Here is a 23811-nt window from a genome sequence, read left to right as displayed (position 1 = left end):
GGGCCGGCATGGCATCGATCATCGCGTTGGTCTTCCTGATCCCGCTCGGCCTGCAGCTGCAGCGGGAAACCCGCGAGCAGGCACTGGCCGACGCGGCCCGGCGTGCCGCGGTGGTGCGCGGCGCGTTGGCGGTCAGCAACGACCCGGAAGGGGTCCGCCGGGCCGTGGCCGGTCTCGGCGAGAGCACCGACCGCCAGCCGGTGGTGCACGGACTCGACCCGGCCGGCACCGTACGGGCGACCAGCCAGCAGGTCACCGACGCCGCCGCCGGCACCGGGCCGACGGTGGTGGCCACCGACGGCGGGGTGCTGCACCTGGAGCCGGTCACGGTCGGTGAGGCGGTCACCGTCGTCGAGGTCTTCGTCGCCGACGGCGAGCTCAACCGGGGTGCGGCCGGCACCTGGCTGCTGCTGGTCGGCATCGCCGCAGGTCTGGTCGTCTGCTCGGTCATCGTCGTGGACCGGATCGCCGCGCGCGCCGTCGCCGCGACGAAAGGGCTGGTCGACGCGGCGATGGCGGTCGGTGACGGAGATCTGGCGGTACGCATCCAGCCGGACGGGCCGCGCGAGCTCGCCGAGGCCGGGTACGCGTTCAACCGGATGGCGGACCGGCTGGTCACCTCCCGGACCGACGAACGTGAACTCGTCGCCGACCTGTCCCACCGGCTACGCACCCCGCTGACCGTGCTGCGGCTGGACGCCGACGCGCTCGACTCCGACGACACCAGCGTCGGCTCGTTCAGCGAGGCCGAGCTGGACCGGCGGCGGACGATCCGCCGGATCCGTCAGGCGATCGTCACCCTGGAGGGCGAGGTCGACGTTCTGATCAACACGACCCGCAAGACGGTCACCCAGGAGGTCGGCCAGGGCAGCTGCGACGTCGCCGAGGTGGTCCGCGACCGGATGGTCTTCTGGTCGGCGCTGGCCGGCGACCAGAACCGGCCGTACAACGTGATCGGCGCGCAGCTACGGACCCCGGTGCCGGTGCCCCGAGCCGAGCTGGCGGCCGCGCTCGACGCGGTGCTCGGCAACGTGTTCCGGTACACGCCGCAGGGCACCGCGTTCGAGGTGGCGGTGTCCCGCCGGGACGGGTACGTGGCGATCCGGGTCGACGACGCCGGGCCGGGCATCGCCAATCCGGACCGGGCGCTGCGGCGCGGGGCCAGCGACCAGGGCTCCACCGGACTCGGCCTGGACATCGCCCGCCGGGTGGCGTTGCAGGCGAACGGGTCGGTCAGCCTGGACCGGGCCCGGCTCGGTGGGGCGAGCGTGGTGATGCTGCTCGCCGACGCCGAAGCCGCCCCGCCCCGCCCGGTGAGCCGGTTCGGGCTGGTCGGCCGGCTGGCCCGGGAACGCGACCGGGAGCGGGAGCGGGGCCGCACCCGTCGCCGGCCGACGCCGCGCTGACCGGCAGATCACGGCCGGGTCTTCGCCGGCACAAGTATTCCTTAGGTCTGGGTTAACGTCGTTCCGCGCGCCCTGCGCCGGGTGGCAGCATCTGCTCCGAACCCATCGGCGTTCCTGGACGACTCACCCGCAGTACCGTCCCGAATCCCCAGTCCAGGGACGCTTGCGCGCGGCGGGGCCCGGTCCCCAACACCGATGTCCCGCCGCGCGCCCACCCTGGACAGAGGCAGGTCGACGTGTCACCGTCAGCCGCTGCGCCACCGCCGGCCGCTGAGCCACCGTCGGGTACGTACGCCGTCGGGTCACCGCCAGCTGGGTCACCCACCGCCGACGAGGACAGAGCCACGCCGATCACCGCGCGGCAGGTGCTGCGCTGGGTGGCGGTGATCGCCGCGCTGGTGGTTGCGGTCCTCGCCTGCTGGCAGGACCCGGGCTACGCGACCTGCGCCAGTAGATAGCCCGGCGCAGGCGGCGGCTCAGCCGGCCGACGCCAGGTAGCCGTCGATCTCGTCCCGCAGCCGCCGCTGCTCGGTGGCGGGCAGGAACGAGGCGGTTACCGCGTCGCGGGCCAGGCCGGCGAGTTGCTGCGGGCCGGCCTGCAGCAGGGACGCGGCCACCGCGTACTCCTGGTTGAGGCTGGTGCCGAACATCGGTGGGTCGTCGGAGTTGATCGTCACCAGCAGGCCGGCGGCGACCATGTCGGCGAGCGGGTGCGCGGACAGTTGCGGCACCGCACCGGTGCGCAGGTTGGACGTCGGGCACACCTCCAGCGGAATCTGCCGCTCCGCCAGGAACGCCATCAGCTCCGGGTCCCGCACGCTGGACGTGCCGTGGCCGATCCGTTCGGCGCCCAGCTCGCGCAGCGCGTCCCAGACCGTCTCCGGCCCGGTGGTCTCGCCAGCGTGCGGCACCGAATGCAGCCCGGCCGCCCGGGCCTGGTCGAAGTACGGCTTGAACTGGGGCCGGGGGACGCCGATCTCCGGCCCACCCAGTCCGAAACTGATCAGACCGTCCGGGGCCTCGTCGAGGCAGATCCGCAGCGTCTCCTCGGCCGCCGGCAGCCCCGCCTCCCCCGGTATGTCGAAACACCAGCGCAGCTCGATGCCGAAGTCGGCGCGGGCCCGTCGCCGGGCGTCCTCGATCGCCGCGCAGAACGCGGGCGCGGGAATGCCGCGCCGTACGTGCGAGTACGGCGTCACCGTCAGCTCGGCGTACCGGACCTGCTGGGCGGCCAACTCGCGGGCCACCTCGTGGGTGAGCACCCAGACGTCCTCGTCGTCGCGGACCAGATCGACCACGCTCAGGTAGATCTCGACGAAATGGGCGAAGTCGCGGAACACGAAGTAGTCGGCCAACGCGGCCTCGTCGGCGGGGACCGGGGACCGCCCCTCGTGCCGCTGGGCCAGCTCGGCGACGATCCGCGGCGACGCCGACCCGACATGGTGCACGTGCAACTCGACCTTCGGCAGCCCGGCGATGAAGTCCGACAGTACGGGCGGAGCCTCCGACAGCGTGGGCGGAGACGACGGTTGCTGGCTCACCGTGGCGTTCGACCTCCTCGGGGAACGGACATCCCCGGCGGGGGCCCGGCTGCGCCGAGCGTACCGTTCGGGCGGTCGTCTAGGCTCGCCCGGTGGACAAGCGTACGTTTCCGCGGCTCGGCCGCACAGTAGGGGCAATCGGTCTGGGTGCCTGGCAGCTCGGCGCCGACTGGGGGACGGTCACTGAGGACGAGGCGGCGGCGACGCTCACCGCCGCCGTCGAGGCCGGCACCACCTTCCTGGACACCGCCGACGTGTACGGCGACGGGCGCAGCGAACGGATCATCGGCCGGTTCTTGCGGGAGTCGGCCGGCGACGATCTGTTCGTCGCCACCAAGATGGGACGCCGGGTAGCGCAGCACCCGTCCGCGTACGTACTGGACAACTTCCGGGCCTGGACCGACCGGTCCCGGGCGAACCTCGGGGTGGACCGCCTCGACCTGGTCCAGCTGCACTGCCCGCCGACCGAGGTGCTGCGCACCGACGCGGTCTACGACGCGCTGGACACCCTCGTCGCCGAGCAGCGAATCGCCGCGTACGGCGTGAGCGTGGAGACGGTCGACGAGGCACTGGCCACGATCGCCCGGCCGGGCGTGGCCAGCGTGCAGATCATCCTCAACGCGTTGCGGCTCAAGCCGCTGGAGCGGGTGCTGCCGGCCGCTGCCGCCGCCGGGGTCGGGATCATCGCCCGGGTGCCGCTGGCCAGTGGCCTGCTCTCCGGCCGGTACGACGAGAACACCAGCTTCGCCGCCGACGACCACCGCACCTTCAACCGGGACGGCTCGGCGTTCGACGTCGGTGAGACGTTCTCCGGGGTCGATTTCCACACCGGATTGGCCGCCGTGCGTCGGCTCGCCCCGCTGGTACCGCCGCAGGCCACCATGGCCCAGTTCGCGTTGCGCTGGATCCTGGACCAGCCCGGGGTGACGGTGGCGATCCCCGGTGCCCGCAACCCGGCCCAGGCGAAGGGGAACGCGGCGGCCGCGGAGCTCACCCCGCTGGACGACGCCACCCAGCGGGCGGTGCGGGAGATCTACGACGACCTGGTCCGGCCGCAGGTGCACCACCGGTGGTGACCCGCCGCCCGGCGCTGCGCACGAACTGGGGCCCAGTCGCGCACGAGCGAGGGCCCCGTTGTTCCGGCCGGAACAACGGGGCCCTCGTCACGACCTTCGCGGGTCGGTGCCAGCCCGACCGCCGGACGGCACCGGCGACCGAGGTCAGATCGGGCGGACCTGCTCGGCCTGCGGACCCTTCTGGCCCTGGGCGATCTCGAACTCGACCCGCTGGTTCTCCTCCAGCGTGCGGTAGCCGCTGGTCTGGATGGCCGAGAAGTGGACGAACACGTCAGCACCCCCGCCGTCGACGGTGATGAAGCCGAAGCCCTTGTCTGCGTTGAACCACTTCACGGTTCCCTGCGCCATGTGTATCTCCTTCTGAAACTGGCGGCCAAGCACGCCGTGCGGCCGGTTGGCCGTTTTCGAGCAGCGGCGCCTGAGGTGGCCCCCGGTGAAGGAGGACTTCTCTCAACCCACGCTGTCTCGCAACAGCGTGGACAGCAAACCACGTACGCAAAAACTTCGCACAGCCTACCTGACGAACGTCTCCGACATGTGACCTGAGACGCCGTTCACGCCCTCGTGGCGTGCCCGAATCTGGTCGTCGCCCGGGCCCGGTCCGGCCGGGTCGCCGCGCCTCTGACCAGCGGTGGCGGCGCTCACGACGGCCAACGGCCGGTGAGCCGGCGCACCCCGGTCGCGCCGCCGCGGTCCACAGCGGCCCGGACAACTGAGAAGATCGCCCCCTGCAGTGCGGCCGCGGCCAGCACCTCGCCCCAACCACGCTCCTCGTCGATGGCGTTGGGCGCCTCGTCGTCGCCGGCGGCAAGCTTCCACACCTGCCGGAATATCGCCCCGGCCAGGGCACCCGCCGCCAGGCCGAGCACCAGGCCGACCGGCCGGTAGGCCAACTTGTTGACCGGTTTGCTCACCCGCGCCTCCCTCTCCTCGTCAACCACACCAATACCACCGTCACCACCGTGCCGGCCACCACCAGGGCCGGGACCGCGACGGTACGCCGGTCGGGCCGGCGCGCCGTGGCCGCCGCCTGACGGGCCGAATCCCGCAGCCGCAGCCGGGCCCGGTCGGCCCCCAGCCGCAGCCGGCTCTTCACGTCGGTCTTCGCAGCCAGCGCCTGCACCGTCTGGCCCAGTTCGGCCCGGGTCTGCCGGATCTCGGCCCGGAGCAGGTCGAGATCGCCGGTGCCGTTGCCGGACCTGCCGTTGTGCGACGTCACGACTGCCGCCCCCGCTTCATCGCCGCGCCGAGAACTGTCACGTCCGCCCGTACGCTGTCCGCCGCCGCCGTCGGCACCGGCGGCGCCGCCTGGCGGACCTGTCGTCGCCCGGCGAGCGCCAGCACGCCTGCGACCAGGAACAGCAGCACCGCGACGGACAGGGCGGCCAGCCACGGCGGCCAGGCCTGGGCGAGCAGCAGGACACCGGCGGCGATCAGCACACCGAGGCCGTAGAGCGCGACGACCCCGCCACCGCCGAACAGCCCGATACCAAGTCCGGCGTGCTTGCCCTTCTGGGTCAGTTCGGCGCGGGCGAGTGCGAGTTCGTCGCGCACCAGTCGCGATATCTGCTCACCGGCCTGCTGCACGAGTTCCGCGGTGGACCGCTCGGCCGGCGGCCGGTGCAAAGTGTCGGCCATGGTGCCTCCTTTCCCGCTGTTCGCCGCTGTATGCCCGGCCCGGACCTCGGTCAATCCTGCTGGCGGCGATCAGCAACGACGGGTTCCTCGGGTCCGACGAAGACCGACGCGCGGGCGTCGCCCTCGGCGTCACCGCCGAACAGTCGGGCGTCGTCGGGTACCTCGTGCCCGTCGGCAGCGGTGGTCATGACCGGCGCGACCGGGTGACGGCCGTTGCGCTGCCCGCCGGTGACCGACCGGCGCCGCACGTCCAGCCAGTCCAGCAAACTGTCCCCGTCGCCGACCTCGGCCCGCCACCGGGGCAGCGCGGTCGGTCGGTGTTCGCGGACCCAGCTGACCAGGTGTTCGCGGACCTGGCACCGCAGATCCCACAGACTCGGCGAGTCAGCGGCGCTGACCAGTGCCCGCAGCCGGACCGTGCCGCCGGTCGCCTCGGTCACCTGCAACACGCAGACCCGGCCGTCCCACAGGTCGGTTCCCTCCACCAGCCGGCGCAGTTCCTCGCGCATGGCCTGGACGGGGACCGACCAGTCCAGGTCGAACTCGGCGGTGCCGAGCACCGCGGCCCTGGTCCGGGTCCAGTTCTGGAACGGCGTGGTGGTGAAGTACGAGGTGGGCAGGATCAGTCGCCGGTCGTCCCAGATGTGCACCACCACGTAGCTGAGCGTCAACTCCTCGATCCGGCCCCACTCGCCCTCGACCACCACGACGTCGTCGATGCGCACCGCGTCGCTGAAGGCCAGCTGCAGACCGGCGATGACGTTGCTCAGCAGGCTCTGCGCGGCCAGCGCACCGACCACACCGATCACTCCGGCGGAGGCGAGCAGGCTCGCGCCGACACCGCGTACGGCCGGGAAGGTCATCAGCATCACCCCGACGGTGAGGATGACGATCACCGCGATGGTGACCCGGCGCAGCATCACCACCTGGGTGTGCAGCCGGCGGGCGTGCCGGTTGTCCGGCACGTCGGTGCGGAACCGGGCCAGCGTGGTGTCCTCCATGGCCAGCAGCAGCGCCCCGACCAGCCAGGCACACGCCGCGATCATCGCAAGGACCAGCAGGTGCAAGGTGGTACGCCGCCACGGCTCACCGACCGCGTAACCGGTCGAGAAACGGACCGCGAGCTGAATGGCCGTCACGGTGGCGGCCGCCAGCGTCGCCCGGTGCGCGTGGGTCGAGACCTCGGCGAGCAGTACGGAACGTCGGCCGAGACGCCGGACGACCCGGTGGCCGATCGCCACCACGGTCACCGCGAGTACCGCCGCCGCGACCGTGACGAGCACCGTCCAGACAACCGGATGCACGAAAGAATCCTCCTTCACATCGCCATCAACAGTGACAAAACGTCAATGATGCCGGGCGAAGGCGGGTCCTGCCATGGGCGGTATGTCATACCTTCCGGTAGCGGGACTGGGCGAAGCAGTAGACACCGAAGGCCGCGAAGCCGGCCGCCACCAGTGCCAACAGGACAGACCCGAACGCCTGCTCGCGCAGGGTGTGCAGGGCTGCGTCCAAGCCCCGGGCCTGCTCCGGGTCGAACTGGACGGCAGCGGTCATCACCAGCGCCCCGGCGGTGCCGTAGGCGACGCCCTTGGCGACGTAGCCGGCCGTACCCAGCCGACAGACGACCGTCCGCACCCTGGCACTCATCGCCCCGGTCCGCAGCTGTTCGGCGAACCGCCGGGTGACGCCGTTGACGACCATCCCGGCACCGAGGCCGACCACCACCAGGCCGACGAACCCGACCAGCCACCGACCGCCGGGGGCGGACATCACCCGTTCGCTCAGCGCCTGCTGCTGGTCGGCGGTGTCGGCGTTGGCGTCACGGAACACCTGGACGGCGGTCCAGGCGAAGGACAGGTAGACCACGGTCCGACCGACCGACAGGACCCGCTCGAACGTCCGCTTGTTGCCCCGCTCGGTACGGTGCCCCACGGCGGCCTCGATACCCTGCCACACCGCCATCGCGGCCAACCCGACCGCGACGGCGATCAGCAGCACCCCGCCGAGCGGCTGCGCGGCGAGGGTACGCAGCGCGCCGGACTGGTCCCCGTCGGCGGCCGGGCGACCGAAGGCGATCTGCAACGCCAGCCAGGCCACCAGCAGGTGCACCAGGCCGTACCCGAGGAAGCCGGCTCTGGCGAGCAGCTCCAACGATCGACTGTTACCAACCTGATGAGCGGTGCGCTGCGCATCCCTGGTGTTCGGCATGGCGCTCCATATGACCGGTCAGCGCCACCGCCAAACGTGCCCGACCGGCGGTCAGCCCAGCTGCCGGGCGACCCGGATCGCCACCTCCGAGTCGGTCACCCGCTCGAGACTCACGTCGAATCCGCCGACCTCGGTGGCCTGCTCGCCGACGGTCAGGGTGACCTGCTCGCCGGCCACCTCGACAGTGACCCGGTCGCCCTCGGCCCCGATCAACCGGGCCTCGACGCCGAGAAAACTGGCGCTGGCCTCGACTCCCCGGGAGAAAGTCACCGTGCAGGCGTCCAGCCCGCAGTCGGTGCTGGCGCCCTCGGAGCTGCAACCGGCGAGCAGCGCCGCGCCGAACAGCAACCCGGCGGCCAGACCGGCGACGCGGGAGATGGCGCCGGCCCGCCGGCCGGATCTGGTGGATCGGAAGGCGCGGGAAGCCGATGACAGCAGGGGTGCGATGGTCACCGGACAAGCGTACTTGGCGCTCGTGACGGTGCCCCGGAGCATCGGCCCGCCGCCGTGCCCACCGCCGGCCTGCCGCCGCGCCAGTGCCGGCCTGCCGCCGCGCCAGTGCCGCCCTGCCGCCGCGCCCACCGGCGGGTCGACGGTTAGGCTCGAAGCCGTGCCGGCCTGCCGATGAGTCGGCCTTGACCATGTCGGCCCCTGACCGAGGAGGTGTCCGACCGTGACAGTGCTGGTGGAGGACAACCCGGCGCGGAACCGGTTCGAGATCCTGATCGACGACGGCCTGGCCGGGTTCGCCAGCTACCGGCCGGGCCCGGCGGCGGTGACCGTGACGCACACCGAGATCGATCCCGCGTACCGGGGACGGGGTGCCGGTGACGCCCTCGCCCACGGCCTGCTCAGTCAGATCCGCGACCGGGGCGAACAGGTAATTCCCCAGTGCTCCTTCATCGCCGCGTACATCGACCGGCATCCGGAGTTCGCCGAGCTGGTCACCGGTGACTGAGCGGCGCCGGCCCGGCAGGACGCGTACGGCGGTCGCGGTGGTCGGCGTGCTGGTGCTGGCCGCCACGGTGGTGGCGGCGGGCGGCTGGCTCGGCTGGTTCAGCGATCCGACGATCTCCGACGCGCCCGAGGCGTCGGCCGACGTCGAGGTCGTCGCGACCGGGCTCGCCGCGCCGTGGGATCTCGCGTTCCTACCGGACGGCACGGCCCTGGTGACGGAGCGGGACACCGCCCGGTTGCTGGCCGTGGACGCGCAGGGCAACACCCGGGAGATCACCGGGGTCGACGGGGTCGTCCCGGACGGGGAGGGCGGCCTGCTCGGCGTGGCGGTGTCCCCGCAGCATGCCACCGACGGCTGGGTCTACCTCTACTACACCGGTGCCGAGGACAACCGGGTCGTTCGGTTCCGGCTCGGGCCCGACGGCCCGACGACGCCCCCTGAGCCGGTGCTGACCGGGATTCCCCGGGCGCCCACCCACAACGGCGGCCGGATCGCTTTCGGTCCGGACGGGATGCTGTACGTCGGCACCGGCGACGCCGGCGAACGGGGAGCCGCGCAGGACCCAACCGGGCTGGCCGGCAAGATCCTGCGGGTGCGGCCGGACGGCACCGTCCCGGCAGACAATCCGCTTGCGGGATCACCGGTGTTCAGTTTCGGCCACCGCAACGTGCAGGGACTGGCCTGGGATCCGGCCGGGCAGCTGTACGCCAGCGAGTTCGGGCAGAACCGGCACGACGAACTGAACCGGATCGAGGCCGGCGGCAACTACGGCTGGCCGGAGGTCGAGGGGGTGGCCGACCGGGCGGAGTTCATCGATCCGGTGGCCACCTGGGCACCCCGGGACGCCTCCCCCAGCGGTCTCGCCCACCACCAGGGCCGGCTCTGGCTGGCGTGCCTGCGTGGCCAGCGGCTGTACCGGGTCGCCCCGGACGGCACCGACGCCGAGACGTTGCTCAGTGGCGAGTACGGCCGGCTGCGGCACGCGGCGGTGGCGCCGGACGGCAGCCTGTGGGTGCTCACCTCGAACCGGGACGGGCGCGGTTCACCCACCGGCGACGACGACCGGATCCTGCGGATCAGCGGCTGACCGGTCCGCCGTAGGGTCCGGCCCGGTCGGGCCGGGCAGCACCGTCGGACCTGGCACCGTTGGACCCGACCCGGTCGGACCCGGCGTGCCGGTCCTGGCCACCGGCGTCTGCCAACCGGCCAGCCGCTCGGCGGCGGCCCGGCTGTTCGCCCAGCTCGCCCCGTAGGTCGACAGGTGGACGTCACCGGCGACCCGGACCGGTACCCCCATCTCGACCACGACGGCGTCGGGTCGGACGGCGAGCGCGCGGTCGACCGCCACCGACATCCACCGATGCCGGTGCAGGTCGCGGACCACCAGGACGAGGGCGTGGTGACGGGCGGCGAGCAGCGCGGTGTCCAGCGGCTCAACCGGTCGGCCAGGAACGCCGGCTGCCGTTGACGGACCCGCCGACGCGTCGAGATCCCGCTCGGTCAGTCGGACGGTGAGCGTCCCGGGCCGCAGCGTGGCCAGGGCCTGGCCGATGCCCCACGGGGTCTCGGCCCCGATGGCGATGTTGTGCGGCGGCGCGAACTCCACCACGTACGCGGGTCGGGTCAGCGGCAGCCGGGTCGCGGCCCGGATCCGCAGCGCGCGCCGGGCAGCGGCGAGCCCGATGGCGGACCGCACCGGACCGGTCGGCGGTCCGGCGGACGCCAGCGTGGCGGACCCGCTGCCACCCGGTACGGGTCCGTTGCCGTCCGGTCGGCGGTGCCGCACCGACCAGTCCGCCAGTTGCCGGATCCGCTCCGCCGCCTCGGCCAGCCGCTGGGCCGGCAGCTGTCCGGTGACGACCGCGTCGACGATCGCGTCGGTCAGTCGCCGGACGGTCTCCTCGTCGGCGTGTTCGCCGCCCACGCAGACGGCGTCGACCCCGGCGGCGAGCGCCCGGACGGTCGCGCCGGCCAGACCGAAGCGCCGGGTCACCGCCCGCATCTCGATTCCGTCGGTGATCACCGCGCCGGTGAACCCGAGCCGGTCCCGCAGCAGGTCGACCAGGACGGCACGGCTGAGGGTGGCCAGGTTGGCCGGGTCGATCGCCGGGACGAGCAGGTGTCCGGTCATGATCGTCCGGGTGCCGGCGGCGATGGCGGCCCGGAACGGGGTCAGCTCCACCGCGTCCAGCCGGATCCGGTCGGCGTCGATGCGCGGTACGGCGGCGTGCGAGTCCACGTTGGTGTCGCCGTGTCCGGGGAAGTGTTTGGCGCAGGCGGCGACTCCGGCGTCCTGCAGCCCGCGGATCCAGGCGGCCGTGTGCCGGGCCACCAGGTGTGGATCGTCGCCGAACGCGCGTACCCCGATCACCGGGTTGTCCGGATTGGAGTTGACGTCGGCAACCGGGGCGTAGTTGACGGTGACTCCCGCGCCGGCCAGCTCCAGACCGAGATCATGGGCGACCTGCCGGGTCAGTTCCGGGTCGTCGACCGCACCGAGGGCCAGGTTGCCGGGTCGGGAGCTGCCGTTTCCGGATTCGATCCGGGTCACGTCACCCGCTTCCTCGTCGATGGCGACCAGCACGTCCGGCCGTTCGGCGCGCAGCGCGGCGGTGAGCGCGGCGACCTGTTCGGGGTCGCGGACGTTCCGGGCGAACAGCACCACGGCACCCAACCCGTCGGCGACCCACCGGCGCACCCAGTCCGGTGGGCTGGTGCCGATGAACCCGGGCTGCAGCACGGTGGCCGCCATCCGCCGCACACTGGGACTGGAATCGACCATGCGGCTCATGTTCACATCACGGATAGTTTTAGTCAATAAACCTTCCTATTAACCGGGACCCGCCCTGCGGCGACGACGCCGGTCCGCCGTACGGCACGGTCTGTCGCCGGGCGGCCCCGGTGTGACACAGTGCGTAAGTGGTTCCGTTCGTCCAGTACGCCGCCGAGGAGACCAGCTGGCAGGACATTCCCGGTGTCCAGGTGGTCGGTGCCGTCCTCGGCATCCTGCTCCTGCTCGCCGCGCTACGGGCGATGTTCGGCAAAGGGCGGTGAGCGGAAACGGTGAGACCGGCTCGGCCGACGGTCGACCCGGTCACCGGGGCGGCTGGCCCGTTTGGCCGTGGTCCGCGCCGGGTAACCACGACTTCCGATGGAGCTGCCCCTGCACTCACCCCGACTGCGCCGTGCGGCACGCCAACGCTTCGGCTGGTCGGCGTTGCGGCCCGGTCAACTCGGCGCGATGCGGGCCCTGCTGAAGGGCCGCGACGCCCTGGTGGTGCTGCCCACCGGCGCCGGGAAATCGGCCGTGTACCAGATCCCGGCCACCATGCTGCCCGGCCCGACCGTGGTGATCTCTCCGCTGCTCTCGTTGCAGCAGGACCAGATCGCCGCACTCAATCAGCGCGGCCAGGCAGAGCTGCGGGCGGTACGGATCAGCTCCGCGGAGAGCCCGGCCCAGCGACGGGCAGCGCTCGACGACATCCGCGAGGGTCGGGCCCGGTTCCTGTTCACCACACCGGAACAGCTGTGCGACCCGGACCGGCTGGCCGAGGTACGGCGGCTGTCTCCGGCGCTGGTCGCGGTCGACGAGGCGCACTGCGTCTCGGCCTGGGGGCACGACTTCCGACCCGACTACCTGGCCGTCGGACACCTGGTGGAGCAGTTGGGCCGCCCTGCGGTGGTGGCGCTGACCGCCACCGCCTCGCCGCCGGTGCGCGACGACATCGTCCACCGGCTCAGGCTCACCGATCCGCACCTGGTGGTGGCCGGACTCGACCGGGGCAACCTGTTCCTCGAGGTGGCCCACTGCCCTACTGAGGACTACCGGTGGCGCCGGCTGGTCGCCCTGCTCGACGCCGAACAGCCGCCCGGCATCGTCTACGTGCCGACCCGGCGGGCCGCGGCGGACCTGGCCGGTCAGCTCGCGGCCGCCGGCTACCCGGCCCGCTGCTACCACGCCGGCATGTCGGCCACCGCCCGGCAGCAGCTGCACGACGAGTTCCTCGCCGGGCAGGTGCCGATCATGGTGGCGACGTCCGCGTTCGGCATGGGCATCGACAAACCGGACGTACGGTGGGTGGCGCACACCGCGCTGCCGGACTCGCCCGACAGCTATCTGCAGGAGATCGGGCGCGGCGGCCGGGACGGCCGGCCGGCCCGCGCGCTGCTGTTGTGGCGGGCCGAGGACATCGGTCTGCAGCGGTACTTCACCACCAGCCCGCCCGACCACGACGAGTTGCGCGACGTCGCCGAGGTGCTGGACACCGAGCCGGCCACCCGCGCCGAGCTGCGCCGCCGCACCGGGCTCGGCGCCCGCAAACTGAGCCAACTGCTCGCCCTGTTGGAGGAGGTGGGCGCGGCCCGTACCGTCGCCGGCACCCAGACCGTCCGTCCGTTCTACGCGCCGGACCCGGCGCGGGCCGCCGCCGACGCGGTGGCGGCGGCCGGACGTCGCCAGACCGTGCAGCGCTCCCGTACCGACATGATGCGGGCCTTCGCCGAGGCGACCGGTTGCCGCACCCGGGCGCTGCTTGCCTACTTCGGGGAGCATGTCACGGACGTCTGTGGCCATTGCGACAGCTGCCACGCCGGGACCAGCACCGCTGACGACGGCGCCGCCGGCCCGTTCCCGGTACACAGTATGGTGCGACACGCGGAATGGGGGGCCGGCCTGGTACTCGGGTACGAACAGGACCGGATGACGGTCCTCTTCGACGGTGTCGGCTACAAGACGTTGTCGGTGCCGGTGGTCAGCGACCAGGGTCTGCTGGCCGCCGAGCAGCGCTGAGGATCGCCACCGTCGGACACCGGTCCGACGGGCAGCAGGTTGAGAGGGGCAAGAGCGTGACGGAACTGCCGGTGTACACCGAACTCGGGTTCTCCGACGAGGAATGGGGACTGCTGGTCGGGCTGCCGCAGGCGGTGCTGAACGCGGCCAGCGCGGCCGAGTCCGACGGTGGACGGCGGACCCGGGCGGAGAACGCCGCCGGGCTGGAAACGATCAGCGCCGGGCGGGAGTCGGCCAGCCCGCTGGTCACCGCGATCGCCGGTGAACTGGTCAGCCGGGTCGGCGATCCGGAGACCGGCGAGGAACTGCCGGTGATCGAACCGGCCGACCCCCAGGCGCTGATCGCCGACGTGCTGGGCCGCGCGGGTACGGCGGCCCGACTGCTCGCCGACCGGGTGGATGACGGCGAGGCCGGGGCGTACAAGCACTGGCTGGTCGGCATCGCCGAACAGGTGGTCGGCGCCGCGAGCACCGGCGGGGTGCTGGGCATCGGCGGCGAGACGGTGACCGAGTCGGAGCGGCGGTTCCGCGACCGGCTCGCCCACGTGCTCAACGACTGAACGGGAGGGCTCCCGGTGGGCGGGCGGTTGACCACCGCCAGTACGGTCTGGGATCGCGGGCCGCACCGGCCCGGTGGACACCCCTCTCCCGGGAGCATCGATGGAGCTTCTGACCAGCCCCGAGTTGTGGATCGCGTTCGCGACCCTGCTACTGCTGGAAGTCGTGCTGGGCATCGACAACGTCGTGTTCATCTCGATCCTCGCCGGTCGGCTGCCCGAGCACCAGCAGGCCAGGGCCCGCACCATCGGGCTGTCGCTGGCCCTGGTCACCCGGCTGCTGCTGCTCGCCTCGTTGTCCTGGGTGATCGGGCTGACCGCACCGCTGTTCGAGGTGTTCGGGCAGGAGATATCCGGACGTGACCTGATCCTGCTGCTCGGCGGGGGCTTCCTGCTGGTCAAGGCGACCTACGAGATCCACGAACACCTGGAGGGCGCGGACCACGGGCGCAGTGGTAAGACCGCGTCGTTCGCCGGAGTGATCGCCCAGATCCTGGTGCTGGACGTGGTGTTCTCGCTCGACTCGGTGATCACCGCGGTAGGCATGGTCGACCAGCTGTTCATCATGGTCGCCGCCGTGGTGGTCGCGATCGTCATCATGCTGGTGTCGGCCGGGGCGGTCAGCGGGTTCGTCAACCAGCATCCGACGGTGAAGATGCTGGCCCTGTCGTTCCTGCTGCTGATCGGTGGCAGCCTGATCGCCGAAGGGCTCGGCCACCACATCCCCAAGGGGTACGTGTACGGGCCGATCGCGTTCTCCGTCTTCGTGGAGTTCCTCAACCTGCGGCTACGGTCGCGCAAACAGGCGGCGGCACCGGTCAGCCTGCACCCGACGTTCGTCAAGGAGCAGCCGGTGGCGGCCGGCGGTACGGACAGCGCCGACCGGACCGACTCAGCGTAACGGGAGCAGTCGGCGGACCGCCTGCTCGGCGGCCGTCCGGCTGGGCTCGCCGGTGCCGAGCCGGGCCACCCGCCCCCGGTGGAACGACTCGACCACCCGGGGGTCGACGTAGGAGGCGCGGGCGACCGTTGGTGTGTTGCCGAGCAGCTCCGCGACGTCCCGCATCACCGCGGCCACCGTCCGCCGCCGAGCCGCCGCCGATCGCGGTACCCCGGCGGCCGCCAGCCGGGTCGCGGCGAGCACGGTGGCATGCCAGGTACGAAAGTCCTTGGCCGTCATCTCGGTGCCGCTGGCCTGACGCAGGTACTCGTTGATCTCGTCGCTGTGCACGTCGCGCCAGCGCCGGCCGTCCCAGTAGCAGAACAGCCGCTGCCCGTCGTGTCGGCGGCGGCGCAGCGCCCGCAGCACGGCGCACACCTGCGCGTCGTCGATTCGCCGGACCTGGGCGACGCCGCCCTTGGCCGGGAACTCGAGGACCACGCAACCCCGCTCGAGCCGGGCGTGTCCGGGCCGCAGCGTCGCCACCCCGAAGGTGGGCTCGTCGCCGGCGGCGTACTGGTCGTTGCCGATCCGGAACATCCCCAGATCCAGCAGGCGCACCAGGGCGGCCAGCACCCGTTGCCGGCCCAGACCCCGGCCACGCAGATCGGCGTCGACCCGGTTCCGCAACCGGGGCAGCCGGTCCGCGACCCGCCGCACGTGCTGGAACTTGGCGACGTCCCGACGGACCCGCCACTGGGGGTGGTAGAGGTACTGCCGCCGGCCGGCCGCATCCACGCCGACGGCCTGGATGTGACCGGACGGGTGCGGACAGATCCACACGTCCCGCCAGGCGGGTGGGATCACCAGCTCACGCAGCCGCTTCAGCTCCGCCGGGTCGGTGACCGGCTGGCCCCGGGTGTCGAGGAAGGCAGTCCCCCGGCCCCGGCGACGGCGCCGGTATCCCGGCCGGTGCGGGTCACTGCGCCGCAACCGCATCGCGTTCCACCTCGCCGATCGCGGCGAGCACCTCGTCGACACAGATGGCGACCATCGACGGGTGCCGGTCGACGGCCGGTCCATCGACGGCCGGCGCAGGGTCACCGGCAGCGGAGTCGCCGGCTGCGGGGACGGCTGCCGGCTCCTCGACCCCGGCGGACAGCAGCGGGTAGTGGACCACCCGGTGCCGTGTCCGGTGCACCGGTGGGCCCCAGCGGGCCGGCGACGTGGGACCGAACAGCAGCACCGACGGTACGCCGAAGGCCGTTGCCAGGTGCCCCGCGCCGGTGTCGGCGGCGACCAGCAGACGGGCGTGCGCCAGCAGGGCGGCGAACTGGTACAGGTCCATCCGCCCGGCGCAGACGGCGGTGCCGGGCAGCCCGGCGCCGGTGGCGACCGCCTCAGCCAGCGGACGCTCGGGTGCCGACCCGGTCACCACCACCCGGTGTCCGGCGGCGGTCAGCCGACCGGCCAACTCAGCGAACCGGTCGACCGGCCACCGGCGGCGCGGCGCCGCCGCACCGGGGTGCAGTACGGTCACCCCGACCGGCACCCGGTCCGGTACCGGACGGGGCAGCAGCAGGTCGGTGGGGTCACAGTCGACGCCGTACCAGGTGAGTAGCCGGCACCACCGCGCCACCTCGTGCTCGTCGTCGCGCCACGGTGGGCCGTCGTGGTGTGCCGCCGCCGGACACCGGTACGCCCACAACCGGCCCGGCCGCGTCGCGGCGAGCAGCCGGTGCGACTGCGGGCCACGGCCGTGCAGGTTGACCGCCCAGTCCGGGCCGCTGTCGAGCGGCGGCTCCGCGTCCAGCCCGGACAGCGGCACCAGCTGGTCCACCGCGCCGGTCAGGCCGGCCAGCGGGGCGAGCCAGGCCGGCGCGGCCAGGGCGATCGTCTCTGCCGGGTAGGCGGCCCGCAGCCCACGCAGCGCCGGCACGGCGGTGGCCAGGTCACCGATGCCGAGGGCGCGCAGCACCAGGATCACGGGTAGGACGTCTCCCGGTCCGCGCAGATCACCATCTCGCGCACCGCGCAGCCGGCCGGCTGCTGCAGCGCGAACAGCACCGCCGCCGCCACGTTGCCGGGGTCGTTGAGCGCGGCGTCGGCCGCCGGCCGGTACCGGGCCTCGCGCTCGTCGAAGAACGCGGTCCGCATCCCGCCGGGCACCAGCAGGGTGACGCCGACGGTGCCGGCGAGTTCGGCCGCCAACGCCCGGGTGAACCCGACCACCCCGAACTTGGCCGCGCAGTACGCGGTGGCGTCACCGACCGCCTTCATTCCCAGGGTGGAGGCGATCGTCACCACCGATCCGCCGGCCGAGGTCAGCCAGGGCAGCGCCGCCCGGATCACCGCCGCGGTGGCCAGCAGGTCGACCGTGACGACCCGTTCCCACACGTCGGCGGGGGTGTCGGCGAGGCGGCCCGGCACGTCCATCCCGGCCGCGGTGACCACCGCGCTCAGCCCGCCGGTCTGCTCGGCGAGCCGGTGGGTGGCGGCCTCGGCGGCCCGGGTGTCGGCCAGGTCGCAGTCGAGCCAGGGCACCCCGTCCGCTGGCGGCTGCCGGTCGATGACGCACGGCCGGTAGCCGGACTTGGCCAGCAGGTCGACGACGGCTGCGCCGAGACCGCTCGCGCCGCCGGTGACCAGCACCGCCGGGCTGCCGGGATGGTTCGTCACGATGATTCCTCCACAGTGGTGGTCGACGGAACGGGCCGCCCGGCACGGGCGGCGGCGATCATGCCGGTGGTGGAGCGTCCGTCGAGGTACGGCACGATCGCCGTCTGCCCGCCCCATCGGCGTACCACTTCGGCCTCGGGAAGGTCCGGCTCGGCGGTGCCGCCACCGGCGTAGTCGCCGCCTTTGACCCAGATGTCCGGCCGCAGCCAGCTGAGCACCGCGTGCGGGGTGTCCTCGTCGAAGACGACCACCGCGTCCACGCAGCCCAACGCCACGAGCAGCCGGGCCCGGTCGTGCTCGCCGACCACCGGCCGCTGCGGCCCTTTCAGTCGGGCCACGCTGGCGTCGGAGTTGACGCAGACGATCAGGCAGTCACCCAGCTGCCGGGCGGCCTGCAGCGCCGACACGTGCCCGGCATGCAGCAGGTCGAAGCAGCCGCCGGTGGCCACCACGGTGCCCCCGGCGGACCGTACCCGGGCGGCCAGTGCCCCGGCGGCGCGCGGACCGACCTGCTCCACCGACGCCGCAGCCAGTGCCCCGGTCTCCACCGGCACCGCGGACTGGTCGGACCCGGCCAGCAGTCGCCGCAGCCCAGCCGTACCGCCGTCGGCGACGTACCGGGACGCCTCGGCGACCGCCGCCTGGACCGCCTCGGACACCACGGCTCCGGCGGCCAGCGCCGTCGCCGCGGCGGTGGCGAACCGGTCCCCCGCGCCGCAGGTGTCCCCGTCGGTGCTGATCGGCGTCGGCACCATCAGCGGCACGCTCCCGGCGTGGCACAGCAGCGCGCCGTCGCCGCCCATCGTCACCGCGACCGCCCCGGCCCGCCAGCGGCGCCGCAGCTCGTCGGCGCCCCGCGCGGCGGTGGCCACCCGGGTGTCCCCGACCGGCTGCCCGGTCAACTGGCGGACCTCGGCCTCGTTGGGGGTGATCAGCCGGGCACCGGCGACCGCCGCCGGGCCGCGCGGGTGCGGGTCCCACACCACCGGTGCGCCGGTCGCCGCCAGCGCCGCCCGCAGGCCCGGCAGCCGCGCCACTCCCCGGCCATAGTCACTGACCACCACCGCCGCAGCCGCCGCGAGCACCTCGGCGGTGGCCGGCGGCAGATCGCCGTGCACCCGGCCGTCCCCGCCCCGGTCCAGCCGCAGCAGCACCTGGCCCCGGGTCCGCAGCCGGATCTTCTCGGCGGTCGCGCCACCCAACGGCAGCGGATGCAGGTCCACGCCGGCCGCTGCGAGCAGCGCCGCGAGCCGACAGCCGGCCGGGTCGGCGGCGAGCGCGCTGACCAGCACCACCGGGTGTCCCTGCCCGGCGGCGAGCGCCGCGGCCAGCCCGGCGCCACCGGGCCGGTCGGTGACGTACCGCTCGTCGAGCACCGGCGCGGCGGCGTCCGGGCAGACCCGGGTCACCGCACCGTCGACGTCCCGGTCGAGCAGGGTGTCGCCGACCACCACGATCGGGCCGGCGGTCACCGGACACCGCCGCGGACGTCCACCGGCAGACCGGCCGTCACGGCGGGCGCCGGGGACGCACCGGCGGGGAGGTCGACCGCGTCGGCGGGGACGTCGACCGTGCCGGCGACGGCGTCGACCGTGCCGGCGAGACCGAGCACGCCGGGCAGTGTCTGGTCGACGTAGCCGCACAGCAGGTGCGCGGTGACCAGATGCAGCTCCTGCACCACCTGCGGATCGGCCGCCGGCACCGCCAGCACCTCGGCGCACGCCTCGGCCAGCGGGTTCGGCACCGGGCCGGTGCACGCCCAGCAGCGCAGCCCGACGTCACGGCCAGCCCGGGCCGCGGCGAGCAGGTTGCCGCTACGTCCACTCGTGGACAGCAGCAGCAGGATGTCGCCGGGGCGGCCGTGGGCCCGTACCTGCCGGGCGAAGACCTCGTCGAAGCCGAAGTCGTTGCTGATCGCGGTGAGTGAGGAGGTTTCGGCGGTCAACGCGATCGCGGACAGCGGCGTCCGGTCGTCACGCAGCTTGCCGACCAGCTCGGCGGCGAGGTGCTGGGCCTCGGCGGCGCTGCCGCCGTTGCCGGCGATCAGCAGCCGGCCGCCGTGACCGAGCGTCCAGGCCAGCTCGGCACCCCAGCGACCCAGCCGGGTGGCCACCTGGCGGTACGGCAACAGCGCCTCAGCCAGCCCGGCGAGGTGGGTGTCGATGAGCGAGTTCACGTCGGACATCTCAGGCCACCACCCGGCTCGGCTGCCGCACCCCGCTGACCGTGCCGTAGATCGCGGTCAGCTGCGCTGCGGCGCGCTGCCACGAGTAGCACTGCCGCGCCCGGTCCAGCGCGGCGGTGGCGTAGGCGAACCGCCGGACCCGGTCGTTGAGCAACCGGCGCAGTGCCATACCGAGCGCCCGTGGGTCCCGGGGCGGCACCAGATCGCCGGTGAGGCCGTCGACGACGGTGTCGGTCAGCCCGCCCACGGCGGTGCCGACCACCGGCACGCCGCAGGCCATCGCCTCCAGCGGGGTGAGCCCGAACGGCTCGTACCACGGGGCGGCGACCAGCACGTCGGCCGACCGGTACCAGGACGGCATCTGTTCCCGGGGCACCCCGCCGACCAGCCGGACCCGGTCACCCACCCCGCACGACTCGGCCAGCTGGCGCAGCTGCCGGGCCTGCGGGTCGGTGTCCAGTTCGGCGGCCGGCGGGCCACCCACGACGACGCACTCCGCGTTCGGTACGAGTTGCATGGCCCGTACGACGTCCTGGAAACCCTTGCGGGCGACCAGCCGGCCAACGGTCAGCACCCGCAGCCGGCCCTCGTCGCGCGGCACGGCCGGTCCGTCGGGGGCGAAGGTCTGCTCGTTGACGCCGGACGGCACCACCGACAGCCGGCCCCGGGGCACCCCCATCCTGATCAGCTCGGCGACCTCGTCCTGGGACTGCGCGACCACCCGGTCGACGCTGCGGCCCAACGCCCGCTCGTAGCCGATGCGGCGGGGCGGACTGGTGTCCATCGCGCCCTGGTGGCGACGCTTGACCGTGCCCAGCGCATGGTAGGTCTGCACCACCGGCACCCCGGTCAGCCGGCCGGCGTGCATGGCGACGAGCCCGCTCATCCAGAAGTGCGCGTGCGCGACCGCCGGGGTCCAGTCGTGGCTCCACTGTCCGGCCAGCCACCGACTGAACTGCGCCATGTGCGGCAGCAGGTCGTCCTTGGCGATGTGCTCGGCCGGGCCGGCCGGCACGTGCACCACCGCGACCCCGTTGTCCAACTGCACCAGTTCCGGCAGGTCCACAGCGTCCCGGCGGGTGAACACCCGGACCTCGTGGCCGTCGGCGGCGAGCGCGGTGGACAGCTCCGCGACGTGCGTGTTCTGGCCGCCGGCGTCCACCCCGCCGAGCGCGGCGAGCGGGCTGGCGTGCTCCGAGATCATCGCGATGCGCATAGCGCCTCCTCCAGCAGCTCGTCCCAGTCCGCGAGGAACCGGTCCAGTCCGTATCGGTCCTGCGCCGCGCGCCGCGCGCCGTCGCCGAGCCGGCGGGCCGCGTCCGGCTCGTCGATCAGCCACTGGGCGGCGTCGACCAGGGTCTGCACCCGGGTGGCGAGCACCCCGGCCGACGGTGGTACCGCAGCGACCGCCTCGGTGGTGCCGAGGACGATCACCGGCATGCCCATCGCCATCGCCTCGATCAGGCTCAGGCCGAGTGAGGTCCACCGGCACAGATGCAGGTACGCGCGGCGGCGGGCCACCTCGGCGTGCATCGCCGACTGCGGCACGTCGTCGTGGACGGCCAACTGCCCGGCCGCTGTCCCGCCGAGCGCCTCGGGCAGCCCGGCGACTCCCATCCCGTACACGTCCAGCGGGGCGACCCGGGCGAACCGGGGCATCAGGTCGGTCCCGGTGACCCGGCGGCGGCGTACCGGCTCATTGGTGACCACAGCGAGCCGGTCGAGTTCGCCGCTGTAGCGGGCGGCCGGGGCGACGATGCCGTGCTCGATCACCCGGGTCCGGGTGCCGCCGGTGTCCCAGAACAGGTCGTTGAAGTGGGTGACGTGGACCACGGTGAGGTCGTCACGGTCGGCCATCGGATGCCGGCTGGTCGGCACGTCACCCTTTGGCGTGTTGTGCTCGACGTAGACCGCCGGCACGTCCCGACCAACGGTACGGCCGAGCCAACTGGTGGCCAGGTCGAGCTCCTCGGGGCGTTGCAGGATCACCAGGTCGACCTCGGCGGCGGCGAGCTGCCCGGGGCGGATCTCGGTGACGCCGTCCGGCCACGGGTAGGTGCGCGCCCGGCCCAGCCCGTACGGTCCCCGGTCCGGGGTGACCGGCACCAGGTAGTGGTGCTTGCCGTGGACGAACGCGGTGGTCCACGACCCGTGGACGTGCCAGAGGAAGATGTTCATCCGGCCGTCCCGCAGATCAGTTCGACGGCCTCGACGACGCTGTCCGGGGAGACCGTCGACAGACACGGATGGCCGGGCACCGGGCACCGGGCGGCCCGGGTGTTGCGGCAGCCGGCGACCGGGTCGCCGAGCCGGACCCAGGGCACCCGGTAGGGGCCCCACTGGCCGAACGGCACCGTCGGCGCGAACAGGCTGACCACCGGGGTGCCGACCGCCGCCGCGAGGTGCGCCGGCCCGGTGTTGCCGACGACCAGCGCGCCGGCCTGCGCGATGATCGCGGCGAGCCGGGCCAGCGAGGTCTGACCGCCGAGGTCGACACCGGACCGACCGGCGACCCGACGGCTCAGCGCCTGCTCGCCGGGTCCGCCGGTGACCACCACCCGGTGCCCGGCGGCGTGCAGCGCGTCGACGAACGCGGCACACCGCTCCGGCGGGCAGGCGCGGGACTCGACGGAGGATCCCGGGTGCACCACGACATAGCCCGGTGGTCCGGCCCGGTCCGGTCCCGACCGGGGTGTCGGCCCGGCGGCCGGCCGCAGACAGCCCGGGCGTAGCCGCAGCACCGGTTCGTCGTCGCCGGGCAGCGCGAACCCGGCGGCGGCGGCCAGCGACAACGCGCGTTCCGGCTCCGGTACGCCCGGCGGCACCCGGTGGCGCACGTCGAGCAGGGAGCCGGGGTAGTCGTCACTGATCGCCGCGATCCGGTCCACCCCGGCCTGCCGCAGGAGCAGCGCCAGCGGCAGCGGCGACTGGTGGAAGGAGGTGAAGATGATCGCCTCGTCGGCGCCGACCTCGGCCAGCCGGTCCGTCAGCCGGGTCAGGTCGGCCGGATCCACCGGACCGGGATCCGGGTCGATCCACGGCAGCGGCCACTCGATCAGCTCGCCGACACCGGGCAGCAGTTCGGCGGCGGCCCGGCCCCGCGGACCGCAGAGCATGACCACCTCGTCCGCCCCGGCCGCCACGGCGCGGATCGCCGGCCCGGTGACCAGTACGTCGCCGACCGAGTCGGAGCGCACGACCAGGACCCGGCCGCCGCGCCGGCCGGGCCCGTCGGGGGCGGTCGCCCGGTGCCGACGCAGGATGAGATCGGCGGCGCCGGCCAGGTCACCAGCGACGGCGGGAGCGGCGGCCGTCTCCTGCGGTCGGGTCGTCTCGGTGGGTATCAGGATGCCGGTCGCGCCGGCGGCGCCGGCGGCGACGATGTCCCGGCCGATGTCGCCGACCACGACGCACCGCCCGGCGGTGGTGTCCAGTTCCCGGGCGGCGGCCAGGACCATGCCCGGTGCCGGTTTGCGGCACCGGCAGCCGTCGCCGTCGTCGTGCGGGCAGATCTGCCAGGTGTCGAACGGGCCGAGGAGTTCCTCGATCCGGTCGTGCACCCGACGCATGTCGTGGGCGGTGAAGTGGCCGCGGGCCAGGCCGGACTGGTTGGTGACGACACCGAGCCGCAGGCCAGCGGCGCGGAGCCGGTCAAGCGCGGCGCGGGCACCGCGTACCGGGCGGACCAGGTCCGGGTCGCCGTTGTACGGCACGTCGTGCACGAGCGTCCCGTCACGGTCGAAGAGCACCGCGTCGAACAGCCCGCGGCCCCGACTGATCAGTTCGCTTCGCACCTGGCTCCGTTTCCCGGGTGCGGGGCGAGTAAACCAACCACGGCGTTCGTCCGGTCCGCACCATTTCGCCGGTGGCCGGGTTAGCGTGCCGCCCGCG

The 23811-nt window shown here is 73.5% G+C and carries 25 protein-coding genes and 1 pseudogene; 9 read left to right on the top strand and 17 right to left on the bottom strand.

The window, feature by feature from the left end; all coding sequences use genetic code 11:
* Positions 1-8 precede the first annotated feature (8 nt).
* Both ACN27J_RS02005 and ACN27J_RS02000 read left to right on the top strand, forming a co-directional pair.
* Complete coding sequence (locus tag ACN27J_RS02005; protein ID WP_421362882.1) at positions 9-1406, top strand: ATP-binding protein; 1398 nt, start codon at positions 9-11, stop codon at positions 1404-1406.
* A gap of 236 nt (positions 1407-1642) precedes the next feature.
* Positions 1643-1864: a hypothetical protein gene (locus tag ACN27J_RS02000; protein ID WP_421362880.1), complete on the top strand. Its 222-nt coding sequence runs from the start codon at positions 1643-1645 to the stop codon at positions 1862-1864.
* A gap of 18 nt (positions 1865-1882) precedes the next feature.
* Here the strand turns inward: ACN27J_RS02000 and ACN27J_RS01995 are convergent, their stop codons facing one another.
* Positions 1883-2896: an adenosine deaminase gene (locus ACN27J_RS01995; RefSeq protein WP_421372073.1), complete on the bottom strand. Its 1014-nt coding sequence runs from the start codon at positions 2894-2896 to the stop codon at positions 1883-1885.
* A 143-nt stretch (positions 2897-3039) separates the two neighbouring features.
* On the opposite strand from ACN27J_RS01995, the gene ACN27J_RS01990 reads away from it, so the two are divergent.
* Positions 3040-4023 (top strand): aldo/keto reductase, encoded by a 984-nt coding sequence (locus tag ACN27J_RS01990; RefSeq protein WP_421362877.1) that lies wholly within the window; start codon positions 3040-3042, stop codon positions 4021-4023.
* 144 nt (positions 4024-4167) lie between these two features.
* Here the strand turns inward: ACN27J_RS01990 and ACN27J_RS01985 are convergent, their stop codons facing one another.
* The 7 genes from ACN27J_RS01985 to ACN27J_RS01955 form a co-directional block, all read right to left on the bottom strand.
* The gene (locus ACN27J_RS01985; RefSeq protein ID WP_007075740.1) at positions 4168-4371 is read right to left on the bottom strand and encodes a cold-shock protein; all 204 of its coding nucleotides are present in this window, start codon (positions 4369-4371) and stop codon (positions 4168-4170) included.
* A gap of 293 nt (positions 4372-4664) precedes the next feature.
* Positions 4665-4937: a DUF4235 domain-containing protein gene (locus tag ACN27J_RS01980; protein ID WP_123601092.1), complete on the bottom strand. Its 273-nt coding sequence runs from the start codon at positions 4935-4937 to the stop codon at positions 4665-4667.
* A complete protein-coding gene (locus ACN27J_RS01975; RefSeq protein WP_278168580.1) occupies positions 4934-5242 on the bottom strand; it encodes a DUF3618 domain-containing protein in 309 nt (102 codons plus the stop codon). Before ACN27J_RS01975 ends, ACN27J_RS01980 begins: the two co-directional genes overlap by 4 nt.
* Positions 5239-5661, bottom strand: coding sequence for a phage holin family protein (locus ACN27J_RS01970; RefSeq protein ID WP_421362873.1), 423 nt, complete (start codon positions 5659-5661; stop codon positions 5239-5241). Before ACN27J_RS01970 ends, ACN27J_RS01975 begins: the two co-directional genes overlap by 4 nt.
* Positions 5662-5711: 50 nt before the next feature.
* Complete coding sequence (locus ACN27J_RS01965) at positions 5712-6965, bottom strand: mechanosensitive ion channel family protein (RefSeq protein WP_421362871.1); 1254 nt, start codon at positions 6963-6965, stop codon at positions 5712-5714.
* 85 nt (positions 6966-7050) lie between these two features.
* A complete protein-coding gene (locus ACN27J_RS01960) occupies positions 7051-7815 on the bottom strand; it encodes a DUF1206 domain-containing protein (RefSeq protein WP_421362868.1) in 765 nt (254 codons plus the stop codon).
* Between the two features lie 108 nt (positions 7816-7923).
* On the bottom strand, positions 7924-8250 hold the full coding sequence (locus ACN27J_RS01955; protein WP_278174460.1) for a hypothetical protein: 327 nt from the start codon (positions 8248-8250) through the stop codon (positions 7924-7926).
* 295 nt (positions 8251-8545) lie between these two features.
* Between ACN27J_RS01955 and ACN27J_RS01950 the strand changes: the two genes are divergently transcribed.
* Positions 8546-8830: a GNAT family N-acetyltransferase gene (locus ACN27J_RS01950; protein ID WP_421362865.1), complete on the top strand. Its 285-nt coding sequence runs from the start codon at positions 8546-8548 to the stop codon at positions 8828-8830.
* Complete coding sequence (locus tag ACN27J_RS01945; RefSeq protein ID WP_421362862.1) at positions 8823-9917, top strand: PQQ-dependent sugar dehydrogenase; 1095 nt, start codon at positions 8823-8825, stop codon at positions 9915-9917. The genes ACN27J_RS01950 and ACN27J_RS01945 overlap by 8 nt, the downstream gene beginning before the upstream one ends.
* A 114-nt stretch (positions 9918-10031) precedes the next feature.
* Here the strand turns inward: ACN27J_RS01945 and ACN27J_RS01940 are convergent.
* Positions 10032-11612 (bottom strand): annotated as a pseudogene (locus ACN27J_RS01940) (glycoside hydrolase family 3 protein); the annotation flags it as partial.
* A gap of 137 nt (positions 11613-11749) precedes the next feature.
* Here ACN27J_RS01940 and ACN27J_RS01935 point away from each other — a divergent pair.
* From ACN27J_RS01935 to ACN27J_RS01920, 4 genes are all read left to right on the top strand, one after another.
* Entirely contained in the window at positions 11750-11884 is a 135-nt protein-coding gene (locus ACN27J_RS01935) for a hypothetical protein (RefSeq protein WP_282230358.1), read from the top strand.
* A gap of 97 nt (positions 11885-11981) precedes the next feature.
* Complete coding sequence (locus ACN27J_RS01930; protein ID WP_421362859.1) at positions 11982-13619, top strand: RecQ family ATP-dependent DNA helicase; 1638 nt, start codon at positions 11982-11984, stop codon at positions 13617-13619.
* A gap of 56 nt (positions 13620-13675) precedes the next feature.
* On the top strand, positions 13676-14179 hold the full coding sequence (locus ACN27J_RS01925; RefSeq protein ID WP_421362857.1) for a hypothetical protein: 504 nt from the start codon (positions 13676-13678) through the stop codon (positions 14177-14179).
* A gap of 100 nt (positions 14180-14279) precedes the next feature.
* Positions 14280-15077, top strand: coding sequence for a TerC family protein (locus tag ACN27J_RS01920; protein WP_421362855.1), 798 nt, complete (start codon positions 14280-14282; stop codon positions 15075-15077).
* On the opposite strand, the gene ACN27J_RS01915 is transcribed toward ACN27J_RS01920, so the two are convergent.
* The 8 genes from ACN27J_RS01915 to ACN27J_RS01880 are packed head-to-tail and all read right to left on the bottom strand — an operon-like array spanning position 15069 to position 23714.
* Positions 15069-16055 (bottom strand): DNA topoisomerase IB, encoded by a 987-nt coding sequence (locus ACN27J_RS01915; RefSeq protein WP_421362853.1) that lies wholly within the window; start codon positions 16053-16055, stop codon positions 15069-15071. The two genes, ACN27J_RS01920 and ACN27J_RS01915, sit on opposite strands and share 9 nt — an antisense overlap.
* A complete protein-coding gene (locus ACN27J_RS01910) occupies positions 16036-17043 on the bottom strand; it encodes a glycosyltransferase family 9 protein (RefSeq protein WP_421362850.1) in 1008 nt (335 codons plus the stop codon). The genes ACN27J_RS01915 and ACN27J_RS01910 overlap by 20 nt, the downstream gene beginning before the upstream one ends.
* Positions 17040-17735, bottom strand: a complete 696-nt coding sequence (locus ACN27J_RS01905) for an SDR family oxidoreductase (RefSeq protein ID WP_421362847.1) — start codon at positions 17733-17735, stop codon at positions 17040-17042. Before ACN27J_RS01905 ends, ACN27J_RS01910 begins: the two co-directional genes overlap by 4 nt.
* Entirely contained in the window at positions 17732-19189 is a 1458-nt protein-coding gene (locus ACN27J_RS01900) for a PfkB family carbohydrate kinase (RefSeq protein ID WP_421372072.1), read from the bottom strand. Before ACN27J_RS01900 ends, ACN27J_RS01905 begins: the two co-directional genes overlap by 4 nt.
* Before the next feature lie 14 nt (positions 19190-19203).
* Positions 19204-19920: a D-sedoheptulose-7-phosphate isomerase gene (locus ACN27J_RS01895; RefSeq protein WP_421362844.1), complete on the bottom strand. Its 717-nt coding sequence runs from the start codon at positions 19918-19920 to the stop codon at positions 19204-19206.
* Position 19921: 1 nt separating this feature from the next.
* A complete protein-coding gene (locus tag ACN27J_RS01890; protein WP_421362842.1) occupies positions 19922-21136 on the bottom strand; it encodes a glycosyltransferase in 1215 nt (404 codons plus the stop codon).
* A complete protein-coding gene (locus tag ACN27J_RS01885; RefSeq protein WP_421362839.1) occupies positions 21121-22098 on the bottom strand; it encodes a glycosyltransferase in 978 nt (325 codons plus the stop codon). Before ACN27J_RS01885 ends, ACN27J_RS01890 begins: the two co-directional genes overlap by 16 nt.
* Positions 22095-23714, bottom strand: coding sequence for an HAD-IIIA family hydrolase (locus tag ACN27J_RS01880; RefSeq protein WP_421362836.1), 1620 nt, complete (start codon positions 23712-23714; stop codon positions 22095-22097). Before ACN27J_RS01880 ends, ACN27J_RS01885 begins: the two co-directional genes overlap by 4 nt.
* Between the last annotated feature and the right edge of the window lie 97 nt (positions 23715-23811).

Origin of the sequence: Solwaraspora sp. WMMB762 (assembly GCF_049179115.1) — a bacterium.
Lineage (GTDB): Bacteria > Actinomycetota > Actinomycetes > Mycobacteriales > Micromonosporaceae > Micromonospora_E.
This window is presented reverse-complemented; position numbering and strand designations above follow the sequence as displayed.